Origin of the sequence: Lysinibacillus sp. NPDC047702, from assembly GCF_050272555.1 — a bacterium.
Lineage (GTDB): Bacteria > Bacillota > Bacilli > Bacillales_A > Planococcaceae > Lysinibacillus.
In genome coordinates this window covers 42,441-66,612 of the sequence record NZ_JBNNMG010000005.1, presented here as the reverse complement: position 1 = coordinate 66,612, position 24,172 = coordinate 42,441, and the positions used below count along the sequence as shown (strand labels likewise).

Sequence of the window (24,172 nt, the reverse complement as noted above, 5' to 3'; positions counted from 1 at the left end):
AATCAAATGGTGTTGTGTAGGCATTACTTGTATACCAGCCATCGAATGTATGACGCGCTTTTGTTGGCGCTGGCGTCGGCTGACTTGCTTTTTCCCCATGATCTATCGTTTGATTCGATACGGTACTTCCTCCAGCTACATCAAAGCTCACTGTATGCATCACAGTCACAGGATTCCATTTTGCATAGATCGTTGTGTCTGCTGTAATTACACTGTCAAAATCAGACGGTGTTGTGTAGGCATTACTTGTATACCAGCCATCGAATGCATAACCCGCTTTTGTTGGCGCTGGCGTCGGCTGACTTGCTTTTTTCCCATGATCTATCGTTTGATTCGATACGGTACTTCCTCCAGCTACATCAAAGCTCACTGTATGCGTCACAGTCACAGGGTTCCATTTTGCATAAATCGTTGTGTCTACTGTAATTACACTGTCAAAATCAAATGGTGTTGTGTAGGCATTACTTGTATACCAGCCATCGAATGTATAACCCGCTTTTGTTGGCGCTGGCGTCGGATGGCTTGCTTTTCCTCCATGATCCACCGTTTGATTAGATACGGCACTTCCTCCAGCTACACCAAAGCTCACCGTATACTTCACTGGATTCCATTTTGCATAGACGACTATGTCTCCTGTGATGGCATTGTTAAAATTAAATGGCGTATCCATGGCACTGCTTGTGTACCAGCCACCAAATGTATGGTTTGCTTTTGTTGGTGCTGATGTCGGCTCGGTTGCTTTCTCTCCATGGGCTATTGTTTTCGAAGTAACAGTACTTCCTCCATCCACATTAAAGCTCACTGTATACGTCACTGGATTCCATTTTGCATAGACGACTGTGTCTCCTGTGATGGCATTGTTAAAATTAAATGGCGTATCCATGGCACTGCTTGTGTACCAGCCACCAAATGCATGGTTTGCCTTTGTTGGCGGTGATACTGGCTCTGTCGCTTTCCCTCCATGGGCTATAGCTTGCGGTGTGACTGCACTTCCTCCATCTACATTAAAGCTCACCGTATACGTCACTGGATTCCATTTTGCATAGACGATTGTGTCTCCTGTGATGGCATTGTTAAAATTAAATGGCGTATCTACGGCACTGCTTGTGTACCAGCCACCAAATGTATGGTTTGCCTTTGTTGGCGGTGATACTGGCTCTGTCGCTTTCTCTCCATGGGCTATTGTTTGTGAAGCGACTGCACTTCCTCCATCCACATTAAAGCTCACTGTATACGTCACTGGATTCCATTTTGCATAGACGATCGTGTCTCCTGTGATGGCATTGTTAAAATTAAATGGCGTATCCATGGCACTGCTTGTGTACCAGCCACCAAATGTATAGTTTGCCTTTGTTGGCGCTGATAGTGGTTCTGTCGCTTTCTTTCCATGAGCTACAGTTTGCGCAGCAACAGTACTTCCTCCATCCACATTAAAACTTACAGAATATTCATTAAGTGTAGTTACATTCACCATAGTATAGGCTGTTTTATTTCCTGCTGCATCCTTAACAATGACATTAAAATAGTAATTTACATTTGGTAATAGCCCTGAAATATCACGCGTTACAGTATTCTTCGAATAATTTCCCAATGCAATCCCATTTGTCTCTATGTTATTTACCGTATCAATATTATTACTTATAGATTGATAGACTTGATACTCCAAATCTTCTGTAGAAGTAATATTGTCAGTTGCAGTTAACCAATTTAGCGTTACACTTTTTGAGCTAAGGTTTGTAGTAGTTATGCTACCATCTATTAATGTAGGAGGTATAGAATCTACCGAACCTGTAATCGGTTGATCTACATCTATATTATAAATTCCAATCCAAACTTCAGAAATTTTATCTACACGGCTTATTCTTAATTCATCAATATTTTGCCATTCCGATTCTGTAAAGACGATATCCTCCAACGCAGGATATGCGATATTAATAGTTTTTTTGGCTCCCTCAATAAATCCATTATTCCTATATCCTTCAATTTGCCAAGAATTAAAATTTTCAATTCCACTTTGTAGTGTTAATTTATTTATTTTGAAAGGTCCTTTATTTGACTTTATGACTAGTTTTGTTGCTCTTCCAATACCCCCCTGCATATCAAATCCGAAATCGCCATTGGTATCCATATAAATATTGTATGCACTTTCATCTGGTAAATCATCTTCTTTTACTAATGATAAAGTCCAATCCCTAATATCCACTGGATTTGGAACATTATTTCCACCATCCCAACTTTCAAAATCCTCGCTTGATGGAAATGTAGTTGCTGAAACCGTTGGAACCTCAACAAGTGTCATCGAAGAAAGATTTAACACTATCATACAAATGCACAGAATACCTATCTTTAACCTAGAAAATATTTTCATCATAACACGCCCCTTAATTACTAAGGTCTCTGAGGATAAAGTCCTTCGATACAAATAATATAGTTCACTGCTAAATATGGTTGGCGATTATCAAATGAAGTTCCACTTCCTGTCTCTCCTATTGCACCATTTATTACCACGTTACCAGTTACGGGAGCATCAAAGGGTTTAAGAGTACTATTGGATGTATTCTTACTATAAATAGTGGCATCCCTACCATTGGACATGCCTTTTCCTAGATTACTGGTATTATCCGGAATATTCGATGTACCATCATTGTTTACAGTAGGAATAGCAACAACAGCTTTGGCATTATTAAGCGTACTACTTGTACTGCTAAACGTATGATTATGCTTTGGTAAATTATTGATATTTAAAGTAATCTGCTCTGTTCCACCATTACTACCATTTGAATACGATGATATTCCCGCATCTCTTTGTCCCCCCATATCAGCACCTACAGGTACCCGACCATTAAGATTCGGCAGATTAAAATATGTTTTTCCATCCCCTCCGTACTGGAACCCAATTACAGCATACAAAGCTTGATATTGATTAACTGGTAATTGTTGTCCATTACATAACAACCATCCCCTAGGGGCATACGTTCCTGCCCAAGGTAAAATTACGCCTAGAAATGCTTCCATAAATATCTCTCCTTTAAATTTATTTTCTCCAGTACATCTCATATGTTGTTTCTTTATCCATTACAAACTTAAATCCTAATTCTTCGTATAATTGATAAGCTGCTGTATTGAATTTAACCACTTCAAGATTTATGCCCTTAATATAATAAGATGCTTCCTTCATCAGGGATTTTAAAATATACTTTCCAATACCTTTGCGTCTCCACGCATGAAGTAGTCCTATCCAAATTAATCGATAGTCTTTATTTGTTTTATCTATACTATATCTCCCTATTGGCTCCCCTTTATATTGAATAATTATCTTTTCTGCTCCTGGGAACATTATTTTAGTTTGCACATTATCTAACTCATATTGTTGTTGTACAATACTTTTTCTTACATTTTCATCCTCTATATACGCTAAATCCATTCGTGATTCCTCAAATATTCGATATAATATCGCTCGGTCTTCTTCTGTAGCTGTGCGTAAGCTTATATCATCAAAAACATTCACCTTGTCAGAAAAATTGGATGTATTTAGATTCATAATTATCACCACACACACTTTTTTTCATTACCAGTATCAATTAATTGTCCTTAGGAATTCTTATTTGTTACAATGATAGATCGCACAAAGTTATGACCCTTTTCCGGTAGGTCTTCCCAGCTATCTATATGGAATTGATGATCCGCTAAGCATTCAGCTCTGTTTTTACTTTTTTGCGGTACATCTAATGATAGTGAGATAGTGCCATAGGATTTTTCACCTGATGGTACCTTATCTCGCCAAGAGCAAGAACATTCATAGCCATTAGGTCCAGTTGAAGCCTTAATGCCTAATGCCTGAATAGTTGTATTAGGTGGAACATTGAGAGGCTCCTTGTCCTCAATATCCTCTGTATTCCAAATACCCCAAGTTCGTTGCTTATGAAAAACTTCTAATTCACGATCTGTTGCATTTGTAATCATTAACGAAAAAGTCCAAGTTGCCATTTTAACGCTCTCCTCCTGTTGTTACTTTTTTCTTTGCATTGTCCATAACATCGTATTCATGTGTACGGTTCAAAATTGCGTAATCCCATTCGGATGCTCCGATTAATGTTGTCACATTATTTTTATCAGTTCGATATAAAAGAATCATTTTACTAAAAATCCAAGGTACAACATCCATATCTTTATCGCTTGGTGCTTCAAATTCTCTATCAATTGATTTTCTCTCTGTTTGCTGTTGCTCTTTTGTCACAGAATTTAATATATTAAACTTCGCCCTTATTTCCGTCTGTAATTCCTGTGATACACTTGCCTTCACTATTTTTTCTTCAGAAACTGAAGCATTTTCCGTAAATTTCAGTGCGGTCTCAATCGTGCTAACCTTTTCTACTACTCTCTTACTTGTAGTCGATATAAAACGTTCATCTTTTACTTTTATTTTTCCTCTTCTAGTGACCGTCTCAATTTTTGTAGCATCTGCTCTTAAGCAAGTTACCTCAACAGAAAAATAATCATTCACTTCACGCTTTTTCAAATAAAGGCTATCAAAATCTAAATCATTGACCCCATCCCAAAGTTTTTTTGAAATTTTAAATGTAGACGTTTTAAATATCGCATTCTTTTCAAAGTGAACCCCGCTAGGAATATACTGATTTAGATCAATAGTTTCTACATTCTCAACAACTTTCACTGTTTCTATTTTGGACCAATCTGTATATAAACTATTAGGTACTTCCTTTTTTCTTATCCTGTCCATCTTATTGGAAATACGTATATCCCGAACAAAGTTATGTCCATCATGAGTAATACCCTTCCACTCATTTACCTCAAAATACCCATTTGCTCTGCAAGCTGCTTCATTGGGATTATTATATGGCACATTAACATAGAGGCTTACTACCCCGTAAGGTTCCAGCATTTTCTCTTCCTGATTCCTGTTATTATCCCTCCATGAACATGAAAATTCGTAGCCATTTGGACCAAAAGCGGATTTGACTCCTACAGCCTGTATTGTTTCTCCCGCTTTAATTGATTGGGGTCCTTTATCCTCTTCACCATTTGTATTCCAGTATCCCCAGTGCAATTGTGATTCAACTAACTCTAAATCTCGATCTGTGTCATTTGTAATATTTAAACTAAATGTCCAAGCCATAATTCAGTACCTCCGATTCATGTTTTTCAATATTCAGAAATTAATTACCCCATTTATACGAAATATTTAATTCTTACTACCTAATAAAAAATCTAAAGGTTGCATTTTTTTGGTGACTTTTAACTTTTTTTTTATTATATTATAGGTCAATAGATTCCACCACGAATTCATTCCATATTTTAGGTTAATTTTTCTTAACCTTTGTGATGAAATTATTGAAAGTTAGGAGCTAGATATGAAAAAAATTATCGCCATAGCTACCGGCTTCTTTCTAATTATTTTCCTTTTTATCCCTATCATTACACTTGGTGAGGGAAAAACGACTCTTTCCGCACAGCAAGGTATTTATTCACTACAGGAAATGGAGCTGCAAGATAAAAAATTTTATTTACGGGGACAATGGGAGTTTTATTGGCAGGAGCTGCTTCAGCCTGAGGATTTTCAACATTCTAAGTTAAAAGTAAAACCTCAATACATAGAAGTACCGGGTACATGGGCGAAAGCTACTTATACTGGTAAACCTTTGTCAAATCAGGGGTATGGAACATATCGATTGCATATTCAGTTAGATGAAAAAGAGAAGGACCATTTATTTTCACTCTATCTACCCTCCGTCGCTTCTGCCTTTCAGCTATGGGTAAATGGTAAACCTATTGCGGAAAATGGTAAGGTGGGTATAGACCGTCAAAGCATGAAACCAAGATCATTTTCGCAGGTAGTCACTTTTCAGTCTGAATCTAAAGAAATAGAATTAATCATGCAAGTATCAAATTTCTCTTCACGCAAGGGAGGAATGTGGTCTCCTATTATTTTTGGCTACGAACATGTTATTAAAGAGCATCGGGAACTCACTATTATAAGAGATGTCATCATTGCAAGCTCTGTCCTTGCTCTAAGCTTTTATTATATTTCCTTATATTTATTTAGGGTTACTACTCAGTTGCCAATTTTTCTAGGCATCTTTTGTTTATTACTCTCTTTACGAGTAATGCTAGTTGGTAATATTCTCTTAATGCAATTATTTCCCTTATTCCCCTGGGAATTAAGCGTGAAAATTGAGTATCTTACTTTTTATATTGGATTTATGGTTGTATTTTTATTTTTAGCACATACCTTCCCTCAGGAAATTAATAAAAAAATAGTGAGGATGACGCTTTTTGTCTGTATATTATTCAGTCTGACAACTTTATTTCCCGCTATTATTTTCACTCAATTTTTCTCTACTTTTCAAATTTGGATAGGCTTTATGCTTCTATATTTGCTATATATTGTTTCTCTAGCGGCATTACGTAAACGTGAGGGATCTTACCTAAATTTCTTTACAATGGTTGTCTTAATGATTGCAATCGTCAATGATTTATTTTTATATAATGGCTGGTTAGAAACCATCGATTTATCGCCCATTGCGGCTGCCCTTTTTCTATTTATTCAGACATTGGTAGTGGCACAGAAGAGTTCTGAGGCATTTAAAAGAGCTGAATCCTTATCTGTGGAGTTATTAAAAATAAATGCCTCCCTTGAGCAAAAAGTGGCAGAGCGGACAAAGGATTTGCAGGAGAAAAATAGTCAGCTCCTGCACATTGAAACATCCAGAAAATCATTTTTTTCCTCTGTTGCACATGAAATAGGAACACCTATGCAAATCATGCAGGGCTATATTCAAATTATGCAGTCTAAAGTTGAATCTGAGGAATTACAGGAATATTTAACGATCATTTACGAAAAATTCAAATTTTTCCATCATCTATCTAAAGATCTTCAAGATTTAGCAAAAATGGATGAAGGGCAATTTGAATATACGTTTGAGCATATCAATGTCCATTATTTCTTAGAATACATGGTTAAGCAACTGAAGCACTACATTGAAAATGAAGGTCTTCATTTTCAGCATTCAGCCTTACACACAATAGAGGGAGTTTCCATTTATGCTTGGTTAGATGTTACTCGCATGGAGCAGGTATTTTTAAATTTAATTCAAAATTCTATTAAATTTACTCCTACAGATGGAACCATTGAAATTGATGTAGATTGTACGCCCAACATAAGAGATACGCTGCAAGGTTCTTTGTCAATTAGGGTTACGGATAACGGCCAAGGTATTGATGCTGAGTTATTACCTCATATTTTTAAACGTTTTATGAAAGGAAATGCCCCAAATAAGGCAAAAAAAGGATCGGGTTTGGGATTAGCCATTAGTAAAGAAATTATTCATAAGCATCGGGGAAACATCTATGTTGAAAGCGAGCTCGGTAAAGGCAGTACCTTCACAATAGTCATACCTGTCAACTTTGAAAAGGAGGATATACATGGCTAAGAAAATTATTATTGTTGAAGATGATGTAGATATTCAAAACCTTCTTAGTGTTGCATTAAAAAATGCTAATTTTTTGCCATACATATTTTCAAATGGTGAAGATGCCTTACAGCAATTTAATATTGTACAACCTGATCTTGTTCTATTGGATGCACAATTGCCTGGCATTGACGGCTTTGAGGTGTGTGCAGAAATTCGTAAATTTTCAAATGTCCCTATTATTTTTGTGAGCTGTTTAGCAGATGGCTCAGATATAATACGGGGGCTAGAGCTGGGCGGAGATGATTATGTCACAAAACCCTTTGATTTATTTGAATTAATTGCACGTATGCATTCAAATATAAGAAGATCGCCTGTATATATCAATGAGACTATAAACCACAAGCATGTAGACTCAGAGACCCTGTCCATTGAAAACTTTCGCTTTCATATTCACTCTGGAAAAGTGAATATTAATGATACTGTACTCATATTGCCCACTAAGGAATTTCAAATTTTATTTTTTTTAGCGCAGCATCCTGAGCAGATTTTTCATCCATCTGAGCTTTATAGATTGATTTGGGGAGAGGATAGTATCGGACAAACCCAAGCAATAAAGGTTCATATCAGTAACCTTAGGAGAAAATTAGAGTCTATTTCTGGGCATCATGCGAAAATTTCAAATGTACGAGGCTTTGGCTATCAGTTATTATTTCATCAAAATGACCATTTATAAATGATAAGAATCTGCTATCGATTCAGCAGATTCTTTTGTTAGTTCTTATTAATCTAACTGGAATCGAGAAAAAATTTTCCACACTAGCTCATTTCGATTCGAGACATTTACTTTTTGAAAAATAACCTTTAAATGATCCTGCACTGTATAATTTGAAATACTAAGATTATAAGCAATCTCTTTTGTAGGAATCCCCTTAATAATTTCAAACATAACTTCCTTTTCCCTTGGCGTAAGGTTGTAGGCCGTTATTAAAAAATTTAGCATTTCTCTCGATGAAGCCTCATTTATTAATAAAGCTATTTGCCGTTCTTGATGGCTTGTCCACATAAGTGATGCACGAATAGTAATATAACCTGTATCCTTAATAGGCACTATTAAAGAAGTATTGGTATTGGTATTGGTATTGTCAGCAAGCAATTTTGCACATATCGCCTGAATAGGCTTTGGTATTTGCCATTCCGATAGGCTTTCATACTTTCTTAAAATTGATAACAATTTGCGAGCCTTTGAATTACTAGAATGTATTCTTAGCTCTCTATCAAAAATAACAATACCTTGTTCTCCCTCTACAGTTGGAAGTCGCTCCTCAATAATATAATGATGGAACCCCTTTAAAGTCTCCCCCATAACGGGCATCACTATTTTTATAAGTACTAGATCTTTGTCTTGAAATAAAGATTGCTCACTTTCAGCTCTTTTGAACAGCGTTAAAAAACCATAGCATTGTCCCTGATAAGTTAAAGCAGCTCGTATTTCATCACTAAAACCATTAGGAGCTAACACTTCTCTATAGCGGAAGCTTTGATTTGTCGAATCACTTAGCCTACCTATGTGTTGACCACTGCGAACTAAGAATTCATATTTATTTATATCCTCTATAGCATACTCCAACTCCATTATCTCCTGATGAATAGCCTCTATAGAATGTTCCGTGACAGCACCTATCGAAAAAAGTGTATGTGCATCCGTTAATGTACAGCAATATGCATCAAAATTTATTTGCGTATGCAAAGCTTCTATCATCAATTGACGATATTCAAATGAATTTTTGCTGCGCTTTAAGCATTGTTCAGATTTTCTTCGCCAGTACTGTGCATCCATCATAAAAATCTACCTCCCCCCAGAAATATGGGATAGCTCTTTTTTTCTGAAACTTTATAATTGAGAATAATTCTTAATTAAATTGTACAAGAGTTCACTAAGGAGGAATACTATTTTGAAGAAATTTTATTACATATTTTTTATTGTCTTGCTAGTAGTAACTGTTATTAGTGGTTGCTCAGAGAAATCCTCTCCTGCCACTACCAATTATCAGAATTCAGATGAACAGCAGCATACTCTCAAGGCAACCATTAGTGCTCCAAAATCGCCATCTATTTTTCCAAGTATCTTGCTGGCACATCAACAAAAGGATATTGAGCTTATCACATGGGAAACAGCAGATACTCTTTTAGCTCAAATACAGAAAGAACAAGCACAATTTATGGCACTTCCTCTTAATATGGGGGCAAATTTATATGCGAAAGGTATGCCCTTGCAGCTTATTCAAGTCAATACATTTGGCTCTATGTTTCTTGTTTCAACCGATAACAATGTTCACGAAATAGAAGATTTAGCACATCAAACTATTTTCGTCCCTAGTCAAGGTGGTCCGCCAGATATATTAACAAATTACTTAATCACTCAAAATAATATCCCAGGTGTTAAGCTATCATTTGTCAATATATCGGAAATTGGTCAACAACTAGCATCAGGTGCAATCCAGCATGTTGTTATTCCAGAGCCATTGTTAAGTATAGTGCAAGCAAATTTACAGACAGATTTACATATCGTCATCAACTTTGAGGAAGTATGGCAGAAACAATTTAATCAACAACTACCACAAACCGGTATTTTTATTAATAAGAATTGGGCGTCTAGTAACCAAGATGCTATTAAACAATTTCAAGCTCTTTCTGAAGCAGCAATTACTGATTTACATCAACAGCCAGATGTTACCTTGCCATTACTTAGTGATTTTTTCAATAGTGATGAAAAGATCATGAAAAGTGCATTAACAAATAGCTCCTTACACTTTCAAACCGCTCAACAAGCCCGAAAGGATATAGAAGCTTACTTTAAGATTTTACTAGAGATTGCACCTGAATCCTTAGGTGGTGCTTTACCTAATGAAGATTTCTATTACAGTGAATAGCCTGCTTCGTTCAATAGGTAGTATTATCGTGCTAATACTTCTCTGGACCATGTTGGCTACTAAATATCCTGATGTACTATTACCTAGTCCTATTGTAGTTGCTTCTGTTTTAATCAAACTATTAGGGAATCCTATATTTTGGTCAGCATTCTTTATTACAACATTATCCTTTCTTATTGGTATATTGTTGTCTCTATTGTTGGGTAGTATGTTAGGAATCATGGCAGGTTTATCAAATATGATAAAGGATGTTATAAAGCCGATTATTATTTTGGCTCAATCCATCCCACCTGTTTCATGGATGCTATTCACGGTTTTATGGTTTGGAGAACATGGTGGTGCCCAAATCTTTATTGTTTTTGTCACCTTAGTACCTATCTTTTTCTTTAATGTAATGAAAGGGATACTTCAAACTCCTCAAGAGCTGCTGGAAATGGCTCTATGTTTTCGAGTCTCACGCAAGAAAGTGATAAAAGATATTTATTTCCCACAAGTGTTACCTTACCTACAGTCTGCCCTCTTAATAGCAGTTGGCATGGGATGGAAGACAATTGTGATGTCAGAATTAATCGTTGGACATGGAGGTATTGGACAACAGCTTAGCCAAGCACGTATTTACTTTGATACCCCAACAGTTTTTGCTTGGACAGTTATTCTAGCTTTGGCAGGTCTAGCTATGGAATTTCTCCTACAGAGGCTAATAAAGTGATGTGATGTTTCTATCTGTTTGTTAAAGCAGACGATCATTTTGAGGATTAATTTCTAGTTTTTCCACCTTTATCTTCGTCATTGTCCGTTTATGCAGAATAGAAAGGGGCTCAACCTATGTTAACCATAGATAATTTATCCTTCTCAAGAAATCAAAAGCAAATTTTTCAGCAGTTTCATTTACAAATAGCTCCTACCACAGTTACATGTATTTTAGGCTCTTCTGGCATTGGAAAAACAACATTATTGAAGCTTATTGCGAACTTAATTTCACCGGATGCAGGGTTTATCGGCTTTCCTATTGGCTCATTGGGATATGTTTTTCAAGAGCCACGACTTCTTCCTAGTCTCACCGTATTTGAAAATATTGCATGGGTGGATGAGACAGTCACAGAGGATAGAATAGATAAATTATTGGAAATTGCAGGTCTCTATGATGCTAAAGCGCACTATCCACATCAATTAAGTGGTGGTATGAAGCAGCGTGTTTCTCTTATTCGGGCAATGGTCAACCAACCAGCACTTTTGCTAATGGATGAACCATTTCAATCATTAGATATCCACTTAAAAAATGAAATGCTTCAACTAGTGCGTTCACTTTGGTTGGACTATCAGCCCACAGTTATATTAGTGACACATGATTTGAATGAGGCTCTTAATATTGGACAACGAATACTTATTTTAGGGAACAGCCCAACACAAATAGTAGGTGACTTTACAAGACAGTCAGCAATCTTCCATAAGAATGATTGCTTAAAGATGAATGAGTTACTCTCTGCATCTACTACCCACAAAAATTAGGAGGTATTTAATTGAATAAACCATTACACAACTGGGATGACTCTTCTGTCTCTACATACCAACAATCCATTCGTCAGAAGATTATTGGCTACGACCTTATTTATGACATGATGGCCAATATACTTCATAGCTTTCCCACTACACATAAAGTTTTAGTAGTAGGTGCAGGTGGTGGGCAGGAATTACTAACATTAGGAGAATTATTGCCTTCTGCTCATTTCACAGCAGTTGATACATCCAAGGTAATGCTGGAGCTAGCTGCTAAACAAATTGATATGCTTCCATATGCACTTAATATTGAATGGATTGACAGAGGTTTACTGACATCTAACGTAAAAGAGCTGTTTGATGTAGCTACCTGTCATTTAGTTTTACATTTTATGCAGGATCTTGATCAAAAGAAAGCACTGCTTCAAAAAATAGCAGATAGCTTGAAGGAGAATGGCGTGCTGTTTATATCTTCTATAAATGCTGATTTAACTTCCTCAGCGTTCAAGCATCAGCTCCGCTACTGGCGAGGCTCAATGCTCCATAATAATATTTCTGAAAATCATTGGCAATTTTTTGAACAATCCTTTAGCATTACAACCCACCCGATTAAACTTGAATTGCTTATTAATTTATTGAAGGATGTTGGCTTTACAACAATCATTCCATATTTTAAAACACATATGATTGATGCTTTAGTAGCTATTAAGGGAGAAAATTTTAAATGAATAAAGAGAATATCTTAATTGTTGGAGGCTATGGTGAAGTCGGAGGGAAAATTGCAAAACTCCTATTACAAAGCTATCCGAATAGAGTATGTATTGCTGGTAGAAATATAGAAAAGGCTAAACAATTTTGCGCTCGCTATAATCATCTTGCAATCCCTCTACAGATGGATGTGCCAAAGACTGTATGTCTGAAGCAACTAGAAGGTGTAGCGCTTGTAATTATGTGTTTAGAGCAACAAGATACTGCATTTGCTCAGCTCTGCTTGAGAGAGGGGATTATGTACATTGATATTACTGCCAGCTATGCTTTTCTTAAAAAATTAGAGGATCTTCATCCAGTTGCTGTACAATATCGTTCTACAATTGTCTACAGTGTTGGAATGGCACCAGGATTAACCAATTTAATGGCGATGCATGCCGCACAGCAATTAACTACTGTTGACCAGCTTCATATTTCAATTTTACTTGGAGCTGGGGATACACATGGCACTGCGGCAATTTTATGGATTTTGGACCAGCTAAATAAGCCCTACCATATTATGTATCAGAATAAAAAGCAGATCGTCAATAACTTTACAAATAGGAGAATTGTTCATTTTAAGGGTGTTGGAAAACGCAGTCTCTATCAATTTAATTTTTCAGATCAGCATACATTAACCAAGCATTTTTCAACTAGACAAATTGTTACGAGAATGGGCTTTGATATTGAGTCGCTCAATCGATTTGTCTCGTTTTTACAAAAAAGTCGTCTATCCTATTTACTAAAATTCGACAAGGTTCAACATCTACTTGCATCAGCTATGCAAAAAATAAAAATTGGTTCAGATATATGTGGCATTAAGGTGGAGGCTATTGGTAGGGGTCAGTATGAGAAGAGAGCTGTAGCAATAACATTTTTGGAACATGATGAATCAATGGTAACGGCTAAAATCGCAGCAACTATCGCTACTGAATTACTTGAACATAATCAACCAGCAGGAGCCTATCATATTGAGGAATTGTTTAATGTCGAAACATTAAAGAAACATTTTACGTTTTCCTCATTTATAGAAGAATAAAGATTAATTTTCTAAATAAAAAAATGCACGATGATTATTAGAAATTTATCTAACAATCACCGTGCTATATAACTTTATCCGCTTGAATCTAATAGACTAATGATTTTTTTGCATAGCTATTTTAATGATGCAGCATTAAACTATAAAACCTTCTCTAAAAAGTCCTTTGCACGCTGTGTTGATGGCGCTGTAAAGAATTGTTCTGGTGGAGCATCCTCAATTAGCTTTCCGCCATCGAGGAATAGTACGCGATCTGCCACCTCACGAGCGAAGCCCATCTCATGGGTAACGATTAACATTGTCATGCCTGTATCTGCAAGGTTTTTCATAACTGCTAAAACCTCTTTAACCATTTCTGGATCAAGTGCAGAGGTAGGCTCATCAAATAAAATTACCTTTGGATCCATTGCAAGTGCACGAGCAATGGCAACACGTTGCTTTTGTCCACCAGACAAACGGTTAGGATACTCATGACGCTTCTCATATAGACCGACTTTTGTCAGTAAATCCTCTGCATTTTTTATGGCAGCTGACTTGTCCATCCCCTTCACATTGATGGGTGCATATGTTAAATTTTCTAGTACTGTTTTATGTGGAAAAAGATGAAAATGCTGAAAAACCATACCAACTTCTTCACGTATTTTCATTATATTTGTCCCTTTATCAGTTAAAACATCACCAGCAATTGTAATTTTTCCGCTCGTTGGCTCTTCTAATAAGTTTAAGCAACGAAGAAATGTTGATTTACCCGAGCCGGATGGACCGATAATCGCAATAACCTCTTTTTCTTTGATTTCAGTTGAAATCCCTTTAAGTACCTCATTTTGTCCATATGATTTATGAAGCTCTTCAATTTTAATCACTTTTTCTCATTCCTTTCTCGATTCGTTTACCAAGGAACGTTAAAATAAGCGTCATAATGTAATAAACTACACCAGCAAAAAGTAAAGGCTCAAGATAGCGATATGTTGAACCACCAACTATATAAGCTCGACGCATAATATCTAATGCGCTAATGACTGTTACTACTGCTGTTTCTTTGTTTAATGTGATAAATTCATTGACTAAAGATGGTAAAATATTTTTTACTGCTTGTGGAATAATAATATCCTTCATCATTTTTGCATAGGGAATTCCAAGTGCTTGTGCTGCCTCCATCTGGCCTTTATCGACTGCATTAATACCAGCACGAATAATTTCTGAAATATAAGCACCTGAGTTTAAGCCGAATGCCATAATTGCTGTTGGAATTGGTTCAATTTGAATATCTAATAACTGTGGTACTGCATAGTAAATAATTAATAATTGTAGGACAAGTGGTGTACCTCGGAAAATGGATGTATAAAAATCCGCAAACCAACGTAAAACATTCACTTTACCAATTTTACACAGTGCGAGTAGTATCCCTACGATAAAACCGATGATTGAGGCACCAATTGCAATTTGAAGTGTAACACCTATTCCTTTAAGTATATAAGGAATAGAGGGAACGATAGCTGAAAAATCTAAATTCACAGCATCTCCCTCCTTTCTTGATTTCTGTTAAGAATATGAAAAGCACAAGCGATAGCCCAAAATAGAGCTATCGCAGTGTCTAAGTATTTATTCAGCTTTTTCTAGCCATTTTTCTTCTAGCTCTTGAATCTTACCTTCATCAGCTAGTTCCTTTAATGCTTTGTTAATTTTATCTTTTAGGTCGCTTCCTTTTGGAACAGCGATTGCTTTGAAATCTTCTGGTTGCTCTTCAACAGGGAAAGCAGCTAATTTATCATTTGTTTTAAGATAACCTTTGGCAACGCCACCTTCTAAAATTCCGGCATCCAAACGTTTAGACATCATATCCTGGATGATTTCTGGAATTCGAGTACGTCCTTCAACAGTTGCATCTACCTTTTTCGCAATATTATTCCCTAAATTTTCTTGAATAGAAGCTATTTGTACACCAATTTTTTTGCCAGTTAAATCAGCCTCTTTTTTAATACTGCTATCCTTTTTCACGATAATTACTTGTTCTGTCTCATTGTATTTATCCGTGAAATCCACCACTTGCTCACGCTCTGGATTCGGCGTCATACCAGAAATAACTACATCAATTTTACCTGCTTGTAATGCTGGTACTAGGCTGTTAAAATCCATATCCTGCACTTGCATGTCTACACCAATTTTTTCACCAACTAATTTGATCAAATCAATATCAAACCCGATAATTTCTTCACCTTTTGCAGCATCAACATACTCGAATGGTGCGTAATCAGCTGAAGTACCTACCTTTAATACTTGCTTCTGCTCTGTACCCACATCAGCATTTGAATTTGTACTATTGTCTTTATTTTCTTTTGCGCCACATGCAGCTAGTACACCAATTACTAGAACGAGCATTAGCAAGAATAATTTATTCTTCATCATCATAGATCTCCTTTTAAGTTTATTTTATTGTGTATGAGAATGGATTTCTTGAAAATAGTCAAATGGATAATTATTCACTCAAAAGAATAAAAAATCTATCTGCTAATTAAGATATACTCTTTTGAAATAATAATCAAGTTAAAGTAAATAATTTTTAGCTAAATATTATAAACATAATTTTCAGATAAGTCAATTTATTTTTGTTTTCAACATTACTAAGGTTACCTTTACTATTTTCCGTTTTATCAACTTTTATCCCACTATTGCACAATTCCCATAAAAAACTTTTAGCATCATTCAAATTCATCCTAAAAATGTAAAAAAGCATGTAGGAGATCTATATCTCCCACATGCACTAAATAACCTGCTGATCTCTATTCTAGTTTAATCCAAACAAATTTTGCCGATTTCTAAAAGCCTATCTATTATTATAAAGACAGCTTTCCTCTGATTATTGTGCTGCTGCTTGAACCTCATCAAATGCCCAGTGGTTGCTTGAAACATCTGTGAATAATGGCGTTTGTTCTGTTGACGCAACTGAACGTTCAAATAAGCGATTTAATACTTTTACTGCTTGTGCTCTTGTTAAATAACCATCTGGATTGAACGTATCTTTAGCTGTACCCGTCATAATGCCATGTGCACTAACTACCGCAATCGCTTCAGCTGCCCAGTGGTTAGTTTTTACATCCTTAAATACCTTTGCCTGAGACTTGTTCACTTCCCCATTTTCTGCTAACCATCGTGCAACCACTGTAGCCATTTGTGCACGTGTGATAGAGCCATTTGGGTTAAATGTTGTTGCTGTTGTGCCTTTAAATAAGCCTGTTTCCTTCACAAATTCAATCGCATCCTTGGCATCATGCTTTGTTGTATCTGTAAATGTCGCTGTTGCCTCTGGAATTAAATTGCCTGTTAGATGACGCGCCAACATACTTGCCATTTGAGCACGTGTTACAAATGCCTCTGGACGGAATGTACCATCTGGATAGCCCTTAATATATGGCTCAGACACAGGCTCTTCTAGTGTAATTTCTTCCTCCGCTTTTACTTCCTCTTTTGGCTGCTCCTTTTTCATAGGTGCATATAAAATTGAGAATGTAGAGAATTTTGTTACCTCGAATTGGATACCTTTTGTTCCTTCCTTGAAATCCACTATTATCCCACGTACTACCTCTTTTGTGCCATCACTATGTTCGATATAGATTGCTAAATTCGCGAGCTGCTCCTGTGTGACATCCTTTGGTAACGGCAATGTCAATGTTACTGGTCGATTCTGCATATTAGTTTCAATCGTCATTGGTTGTCCGAGTAATGTGATTGTTGCACTGTTTGTTAGTTGTTGTACATTTACCTCTGTTTTCGCATGTTCTTCTAATTGCTGCTTTGTTGCCTGTACTTTGACTGGCACTACACGGAAATAAAAATCATTGTCGAAATTCGCTAAAGAGGATGCAGGAATATCCAACTTCACTGTTTCCATATCAATCCCTAAGCCTGCTTGCCCTTCTGCTAGCAGTCGTGCTGCCTCTCTTGCAATACCTACAGTTGTTTCACTTACTTGTTGCTGTTCATCAGGAATAACGATACGTGATTTTTTATTCTCCTTATTTGCTAGTTTATCAATCGACTCTCTTGCATTCGCAGGTGTAAAGTTCACTGTATCCTTTATTACACCACCACTATTGTCGCGTGTAATAACTGTTTGTACGAGCACTGCATTGGGATTACTCGCATCCACTACATCTACCTTAATTTGATTAGTTGTAGATGGCATTGATGGTGTTGAATCTGGCACTGATGGCGATGTTACATTCGGTGTTGATATAGCATTCCATTTTGCATAAAGTGCAATATTTCCTGTTACTTTATCAGTTTGGAAATTCCACGGTGTTTGCAATGCACCATCTTTATACCAACCTACAAATGTATAGCCTGATTTTATCGGTACAGTAGGTGCAGATACGCCTTCACCCTGCGTCACGGTTTTCGGTGCTACATCACTGCCTCCATTTGAATTAAATGAGACGATATATGCTGGGAAACCTACTGAATAAATTGTCATTGCCTGTGGTATAGTGCCATTCCATAGTACAGATGGCTGCATAGATTGATCTGTGTACCAACCTGTAAATGTTGGTATTACAGTTTGTTCACTAAAAGCTGATTCGTCTATACTATCCACAGCCCCCTTAAACTCAACTGTTTCTAAGTTATTACTTCGAAATGCTGAAATACCTATTGCTGTGATTGTTGATGGAATTGTGACACTTGTTAATTTATTTGAAGCAAAGGCTGGTCCGTCAATTTCCTGCACACCTTCTGGAATCTCTACACTCGTCAATTCATTTTCTGCAAAGACTGCCCCATTAATCTTTTTAAGTGTTGATGGAATCTTGACATTTGTTAATTTATTCATTAAAAATGCATTACTACCGATTTCTTCGATTCCTTCTGGGATATCTACATATGTTAATAGATTTTCCGAAAAGGCACTATAACCAATTTTCTTCATTGTGGAGGGCATGATTAAGTTGGTTAACTGATTCTCTGAAAAAGCAGATACTTTAATTTCTTGTATACCTTCTGAAATAGTTACATTTGTTAACCCTTTCTTCTTAAAAGCGCCAGCCCCTATAACCGTTACATTTTTGCCATTAATTTCAAATGGTATTTCCAAATCTATTGGCACTTGCCCTGTATAGCCTGTAACCGTTACTGTTCCATCACCATTGTCGGATGTAGTAAATGGACTTGCTGATAGCCACTTTGCATGCAGTGTTACAGGCTCTGTTACTGTATCAGTTGCAAAATTCCATGGCGTTTGGAAGTCCTCACGATACCAACCATCAAAAATATAACCATCCTTTGTTGGATCAGTTGGCTTCGTTACAAGCTCTCCATCTATAACATCTTCTTTTTCTACTGCACTACCCTCATATGTTTCAAAGGTTACTTCATACGGTGTTTGTGGTGTAGAGTAAACTTTTAGGGCTGTTGTTACAGTTTGTTGATTCCATAGTGATTGGCCATTACCGTTTATAAACCACTGAGTAGTATTTATGTCACCATTTTGAAATTGAAATGCCATAGGATCAATTGTCACTTCTTGATTTGTTGGTTGTTTAAATTCTATTTTCTTTAATTTATTAAATGAAAAGGCTGAACCGCCAATCGTTTTTATATTAGATGGGAAAATAATGCTTTCCAGTTCATTTATTAAAAATGCGCTTATGCCTATGTCTATAGGACTTCCTGATTCAAAAATAAGGTTTGTTAATTTATTCTGCGAAAAAGAACTCACGCCTATCTTTTCTACACTTGATGGAATCGTGATAGACTCAATTTGATTTAACAAAAAGGCACTATCTCCAATTTCATTTAAATTAGAAGTTGGCTCAAACATTAATGATGTCAGTTGACTATTTTCAAAAGAATTGTTGCCTATCTTTTGAACGGAAGAAGGAATTGTGACACTCCCTAAAGCATTGTATGCAAAAGTTGACATCCCTATTTCCTCTAACTTTGAGGCTTGCTCAAACGTTAAGGACGTTAGTTGAGTCATAAAAAAGGCATGGTTACCTATCTTTTTAACAGAAGCAGGGATTTGGACACTTCCTAATGTATTGTTCATAAAAGCTACTAATCCTATTTCCTCTAAGTTAGAAGCTGATTCAAATGTTAAGGATGTTATTTGATTATTTGCAAAGGCACCATCTCCTATCTTTTGAACAGAAGCAGGGATTTGGACACTCCCTAATGTATTGCTACTAAAGGCTGACATTCCTATTTCCTTTAACTCAGAGGCTGGTTCAAAAGTTAAGGATGTTAATAGACGATTTGCAAAAGCACCCTCTTTTATTACTGTTACTTTTTTTTCAACACCACCATCCTGTAGTGTGCGTGGAATAACTAAGTTTCCATCTGGGATTAGTCCTGCATATCCAATAATAGTTAAACCATCTGGATTCGTTTCTGTTAGGAATCCACCATCAGCTTTAGGAGATAATACCCCTAGCTGTGACCAAATAAGTACCACGATGATGAAGACGCTACTCCATTTTTTTATCATCTATAAACCTCCTCTTTCATGTGTTGTTTTACTTAGTATAAAAGAATCATGAGTTTTCTTGGCGTTAAGATTTCTTAACGTTCAGCCTGCATCTATTAATAAAGGAATCTATCTTGTATAATCCAACTAAAACCGTGTCAAGTGAGTGAGTCAATGAAGGTTTAGGGGGTTTTTAAGGATGAAAAAATTATCAATACTGTTCGCATTTATTATCGGAGCACTGCTGCTAGCAGGCGTTATTCTTCCCTTATCCCAAACTAAATCCCATGGACCACTAGCGGTTAAAGGCGTGATGGATTTGCGTCATCATATATTTAACGATAATGCTCCTATCAAATTAGATGGCGTGTGGGCATTTATTCCGAATCGTTTGGTTGATGGTTCGAACTTTGATACCTATCCAAGCTATCTCGTAGATGTTCCTTCAGGATGGACTAAATATACAATTGATGGACAACCGCTCCCCTCATTCGCAAGTGGAACTTATCGACTTAAAATTTTAGTAAATGATCCTAAGGATATTTTAGGAATTAAAACAAACGTCATTCGCATGTCCAATGCAATCTATATCAATGGACATCGAATTGGACAAAGCGGAGAGCCTACTGAGAATGCCCGCTATATACCGCACAATACGCCGTATACTGCTTATTTTTCGCCTGATCAAAATGAACTGGAATTGATTGTGCATGTAGCAAATTTTGATTATGCACCAGGAGGGGGTATTATTAGCTCCATTTTTTTGGGGGATCAAACTAGTATTACAAAGCTTCGTGAAAGTGCATTATTCTACGATTTAATTACACTAGCAGCTTTTTTAACTATGTTTATCTACTTTTTTGGCTCTTATCTTTATTCTAAATTAGGGATTGAGCAGCTTTATTTTGCGTTATTTTGTTTTGCAAGTGCGCTTTACACGCTTACGCATGGCGAAAAGCTGCTACTAGCCCTTGTCGATATGAACTATGTACCGTTTCAAAGTATACAAATGGCTTCTAGTGTCTTTGTTGGTCTTTCTATTTTGCTCTATTTTTATCGCGCCTTGCCACAATATATGAATTATTGGGTGGTAAAGGTACTATCTATTATAGGTATATTCATGATGTTATTTATGATACTGCCAGCATCCATTAATTCTAAATTACAAAACGTTAATTCCTTATATGTATTTGTCAATATCATTTATATTTTCTATGTACAAATTATCGCAATCTACCGACGTGTTCCTGGTGTTATGTATTTAATAATAAGCTCGTTAGCCATTCTGCTTTATTTTATCGTTGCTACATTAAATACACATATTAATCTTGAATTGAATGCCTTGCCGCCCTTGCTGCCATTTATTTGTTTAACAATGCTTTCTTTATATATTTCACATCGTTTTGCAGATTCATATTTAGAAAAAGGTAAACTAACAGAGGCACTTATACGTGTAGATCAATTAAAAGACGAATTCCTTGCTAAAACATCTCATGAATTCCAAACACCTTTGCATGGCATTATTGGAATTTCGCAATCTATGCTGAATGACAATAGCAAGCCTGATTTAGCTGTAGAACAGAAAGAGAAAGTAACACTTATTTTTAATATCGCTGAACGCCTCTCCTATTTGGTTAACGATATACTCGATTTTTCTAAATTAAAGGAGAATGAACTAGCATTGCAGTTGACAACTGTCGATTTATTTGCGACTACACATATGACTGTGGAAGTGCTGTCCTATACAATTAGCAAAGATGTAAAAATCTATAATCATATTGAACGTGGACGCTTTGTCCATGCGGATGAAAATCGACTTCGACAAATTCTCTATAACTTAATTCATAATGCAGTGAAGTATACAAATAAAGGAACAATCGATATTACTTGCTATGAGGAGCAGGCATTTCTAGTGATTGACATTAAAGATACTGGATGCGGCATTGCACCCGAAAACTTAAAAACAATTTTTAGCCCATTTCAGCAATTAAGCCGTTCTGTTGATGGTACTGGATTAGGTTTGCACATTACAAAGGAACTTGTAGAACGGCAAGGCGGCAAAATCAGTGTATATTCTATTGTCGGTCAAGGTACGACATTTTCTGTTAAACTGCTAAAAGCACAGCCGAAACATGAAGAATTACAAATAACACCCATACAAACCTATCGACACCCTTTCCTGACATTCCCACATATTGTTGAAAATATTGGGGGGAAAAAAATTCTTATCGTGGATGATGATGCTGTTAATCTAAAAGTATTAATTGATATTCTGACACAGGAAAACTACTCTATTATTGCTGTTGATAAAGGGCAGCATGTCTTTGATCAGGTCACACAGCATCCTGATATTGATTTATTAATTTTAGATATTATGATGCCTACTATTTCTGGCTATGAGGTTTGTCAGCAGATTAGACAAAATTATACCTCTACAGAGCTACCCATTTTAATGTTAACAGCGGCCATGCGTCCAGAGGATATGATTGCAGCCTTTCAATCAGGAGCGAATGATTTTTTACATAAGCCGCTCGATATAGTAGAGCTCAAAACGCGTGTACGCAATCTAATTTTACTAAAGGATTCAGCAGAAACAGCAATTGCGATGGAAACTGCCTTTTTACAGGCTCAAATTAAACCGCATTTTGTTTACAACGTACTAAATTCAATTTTATCGCTTAGCTATTTAGATTTGGAGCAGGCGCGTACAATGATTACAAATTTTGCTATCTTTTTACGCAATAGCTTTGCCTTTGAAAATGCCAATAGTCTTGTTCCTTTAGAAAAAGAGCTTAGTCTCATAGAGGCATATATAAATATTCATTGCATGCGATATCCTGAGCAGTTAGAATGGGAAATTTGCATGGATGAGCCTATTCAGTGTCTAATCCCCCCGCTCCTGCTTCAACCTTTAGTGGAGAACGCACTTCTTCATGGGCTGAAGGCAAAAAAAGAGGGTGGTAGGCTGCAATTATTGATTAAGCAAGAGCAGCAAATGTTGATTTTTCAGCTTACAGACAATGGCATTGGCATATCACCAAAGCTTTTGCAGCAAATTCAAAATGGTGAAACAACCGCTAGTCAAGGAATTGGCCTTGTAAATATTTCTAAACGATTAAAAAAATTCGAAAATGCTACGATCCATTTTGAAAGCCTTGAAAATAAAGGGACAACTGTTGAAATTCATTTCCCAATTATTTCAATAGAAAGGATATGAGTATCTTGTTAAAAGCAATCATTATAGATGATGAAATTTTAGCCATTCGTTTATTAGAATCCATGCTAAAGGCAAGCTGCTCTATTGAGATTATAGGAACCTTCCTAAATCCAAAAGAGGCATTAACAAATATTGATACATTAAAGCCTGATATTCTGTTTTTAGATATTGAAATGGCTGAAATGACTGGTCTTGAACTTGCTTCTAAAATAGAGGATGCCTCACATCAAATAGATATTGTCTTTGTGACAGCGTATGAGCATTATGCCTTAGAAGCATTTGATGTACAGGCTACAGACTATATTTTAAAACCAATTGATTATGACCGATTATTGAAAACGATTGAGCGACTATACGAACGACGATATCCTATGAAATCCTTGATGTCGATGGAACATGATTCTACTAAAATTATTCATACATTACATTTTCATATTCATTCAGGAAAAGTTTCAACTGGTGATACTGTATTCGCCTTATCAACAAAGGAATTTCAAATTTTGTTCTTTTTAGCACAGCATAGTCATCAAGCCTTCCCATCTGCTGAGCTATATCGACGTATTTGGGATGAGGATAGCATTGGGCAAACACAGGCATTACGTGTTCATATTAGCAATTTAAGAAAAAAGCTAGATGCAATTCCAGGACAACCAGCTAAAATTGTGATGGCAAGAGGTGCTGGCTATCAATTAGTTTTTCAATATTAATCGTAATAGCGCTATCCTTTCGTTTTGTGGTTCTATCTACGATTTCGGGAATTTAATCCACCAATTCAGCACAATTATCCAGCACTTTAAATCCTCTATCCACCGATAGAAAAAAGACTGCTTGCTTTGGCAAACAGTCTTCTTT

At 36.3% G+C, this 24,172-nt stretch carries 19 protein-coding genes; 9 read left to right on the top strand and 10 right to left on the bottom strand.

Annotated features, from left to right (window positions below; genetic code table 11):
• The 5 genes from ACQKIM_RS04285 to ACQKIM_RS04265 all read right to left on the bottom strand — a co-directional run.
• A partial coding sequence (locus ACQKIM_RS04285) for an InlB B-repeat-containing protein (protein ID WP_427539562.1) occupies window positions 1-2,368 on the bottom strand: 2,368 nt, incomplete at its 3' end.
• A 20-nt stretch (window positions 2,369-2,388) separates the two neighbouring features.
• Window positions 2,389-3,015, bottom strand: a complete 627-nt coding sequence (locus tag ACQKIM_RS04280; protein ID WP_427539559.1) for a phage tail protein — start codon at window positions 3,013-3,015, stop codon at window positions 2,389-2,391.
• Between the two features lie 19 nt (window positions 3,016-3,034).
• Window positions 3,035-3,541 (bottom strand): GNAT family N-acetyltransferase, encoded by a 507-nt coding sequence (locus ACQKIM_RS04275; protein WP_427539556.1) that lies wholly within the window; start codon window positions 3,539-3,541, stop codon window positions 3,035-3,037.
• Between the two features lie 50 nt (window positions 3,542-3,591).
• A complete protein-coding gene (locus tag ACQKIM_RS04270) occupies window positions 3,592-3,987 on the bottom strand; it encodes a hypothetical protein (protein ID WP_427539553.1) in 396 nt (131 codons plus the stop codon).
• Window position 3,988: 1 nt separating this feature from the next.
• Window positions 3,989-5,137 (bottom strand): hypothetical protein, encoded by a 1,149-nt coding sequence (locus tag ACQKIM_RS04265; RefSeq protein WP_427539550.1) that lies wholly within the window; start codon window positions 5,135-5,137, stop codon window positions 3,989-3,991.
• Between the two features lie 235 nt (window positions 5,138-5,372).
• Here ACQKIM_RS04265 and ACQKIM_RS04260 point away from each other — a divergent pair, with 235 nt between their 5' ends.
• Both ACQKIM_RS04260 and ACQKIM_RS04255 read left to right on the top strand, forming a co-directional pair.
• Entirely contained in the window at window positions 5,373-7,451 is a 2,079-nt protein-coding gene (locus ACQKIM_RS04260) for an ATP-binding protein (protein ID WP_427539547.1), read from the top strand.
• Window positions 7,444-8,166: a response regulator transcription factor gene (locus tag ACQKIM_RS04255; protein ID WP_427539544.1), complete on the top strand. Its 723-nt coding sequence runs from the start codon at window positions 7,444-7,446 to the stop codon at window positions 8,164-8,166. The genes ACQKIM_RS04260 and ACQKIM_RS04255 overlap by 8 nt, the downstream gene beginning before the upstream one ends.
• Before the next feature lie 48 nt (window positions 8,167-8,214).
• Here ACQKIM_RS04255 and ACQKIM_RS04250 read toward each other — a convergent pair whose 3' ends face one another.
• The gene (locus tag ACQKIM_RS04250) at window positions 8,215-9,273 is read right to left on the bottom strand and encodes a helix-turn-helix transcriptional regulator (protein WP_427539541.1); all 1,059 of its coding nucleotides are present in this window, start codon (window positions 9,271-9,273) and stop codon (window positions 8,215-8,217) included.
• Window positions 9,274-9,385: 112 nt separating this feature from the next.
• Here ACQKIM_RS04250 and ACQKIM_RS04245 point away from each other — a divergent pair, with 112 nt between their 5' ends.
• The 5 genes from ACQKIM_RS04245 (at window position 9,386) to ACQKIM_RS04225 (ending at window position 13,646) form a co-directional block, all read left to right on the top strand.
• Window positions 9,386-10,363 carry an ABC transporter substrate-binding protein gene (locus ACQKIM_RS04245; RefSeq protein WP_427539538.1) on the top strand — a complete coding sequence of 326 codons (978 nt, stop codon included), beginning with the start codon at window positions 9,386-9,388 and terminating at the stop codon, window positions 10,361-10,363.
• Complete coding sequence (locus tag ACQKIM_RS04240) at window positions 10,338-11,072, top strand: ABC transporter permease (protein WP_427539535.1); 735 nt, start codon at window positions 10,338-10,340, stop codon at window positions 11,070-11,072. The genes ACQKIM_RS04245 and ACQKIM_RS04240 overlap by 26 nt, the downstream gene beginning before the upstream one ends.
• Before the next feature lie 116 nt (window positions 11,073-11,188).
• Window positions 11,189-11,872: an ABC transporter ATP-binding protein gene (locus tag ACQKIM_RS04235; RefSeq protein WP_427539532.1), complete on the top strand. Its 684-nt coding sequence runs from the start codon at window positions 11,189-11,191 to the stop codon at window positions 11,870-11,872.
• An 11-nt stretch (window positions 11,873-11,883) separates the two neighbouring features.
• Window positions 11,884-12,588: a class I SAM-dependent methyltransferase gene (locus ACQKIM_RS04230; RefSeq protein ID WP_427539529.1), complete on the top strand. Its 705-nt coding sequence runs from the start codon at window positions 11,884-11,886 to the stop codon at window positions 12,586-12,588.
• Window positions 12,585-13,646, top strand: coding sequence for a saccharopine dehydrogenase family protein (locus ACQKIM_RS04225; protein WP_427539526.1), 1,062 nt, complete (start codon window positions 12,585-12,587; stop codon window positions 13,644-13,646). Before ACQKIM_RS04230 ends, ACQKIM_RS04225 begins: the two co-directional genes overlap by 4 nt.
• 140 nt (window positions 13,647-13,786) lie before the next feature.
• Here ACQKIM_RS04225 and ACQKIM_RS04220 read toward each other — a convergent pair whose 3' ends face one another.
• The 4 genes from ACQKIM_RS04220 to ACQKIM_RS04205 all read right to left on the bottom strand — a co-directional run bounded on the left by ACQKIM_RS04220 (window position 13,787) and on the right by ACQKIM_RS04205 (window position 20,124).
• Entirely contained in the window at window positions 13,787-14,509 is a 723-nt protein-coding gene (locus ACQKIM_RS04220) for an amino acid ABC transporter ATP-binding protein (protein WP_427539523.1), read from the bottom strand.
• Window positions 14,502-15,161, bottom strand: coding sequence for an amino acid ABC transporter permease (locus ACQKIM_RS04215; RefSeq protein ID WP_427539520.1), 660 nt, complete (start codon window positions 15,159-15,161; stop codon window positions 14,502-14,504). Before ACQKIM_RS04215 ends, ACQKIM_RS04220 begins: the two co-directional genes overlap by 8 nt.
• A gap of 87 nt (window positions 15,162-15,248) precedes the next feature.
• Window positions 15,249-16,049: a transporter substrate-binding domain-containing protein gene (locus tag ACQKIM_RS04210; protein WP_427539517.1), complete on the bottom strand. Its 801-nt coding sequence runs from the start codon at window positions 16,047-16,049 to the stop codon at window positions 15,249-15,251.
• A 454-nt stretch (window positions 16,050-16,503) separates the two neighbouring features.
• Window positions 16,504-20,124, bottom strand: coding sequence for a leucine-rich repeat protein (locus ACQKIM_RS04205; protein ID WP_427539514.1), 3,621 nt, complete (start codon window positions 20,122-20,124; stop codon window positions 16,504-16,506).
• A gap of 178 nt (window positions 20,125-20,302) precedes the next feature.
• Between ACQKIM_RS04205 and ACQKIM_RS04200 the strand changes: the two genes are divergently transcribed.
• Together ACQKIM_RS04200 and ACQKIM_RS04195 are read left to right on the top strand one after the other, a co-directional pair.
• Window positions 20,303-23,320 (top strand): hybrid sensor histidine kinase/response regulator, encoded by a 3,018-nt coding sequence (locus tag ACQKIM_RS04200; protein WP_427539511.1) that lies wholly within the window; start codon window positions 20,303-20,305, stop codon window positions 23,318-23,320.
• Between the two features lie 5 nt (window positions 23,321-23,325).
• The gene (locus ACQKIM_RS04195; protein ID WP_427539508.1) at window positions 23,326-24,027 is read left to right on the top strand and encodes a response regulator; all 702 of its coding nucleotides are present in this window, start codon (window positions 23,326-23,328) and stop codon (window positions 24,025-24,027) included.
• The last annotated feature ends 145 nt before the right edge of the window (window positions 24,028-24,172 follow it).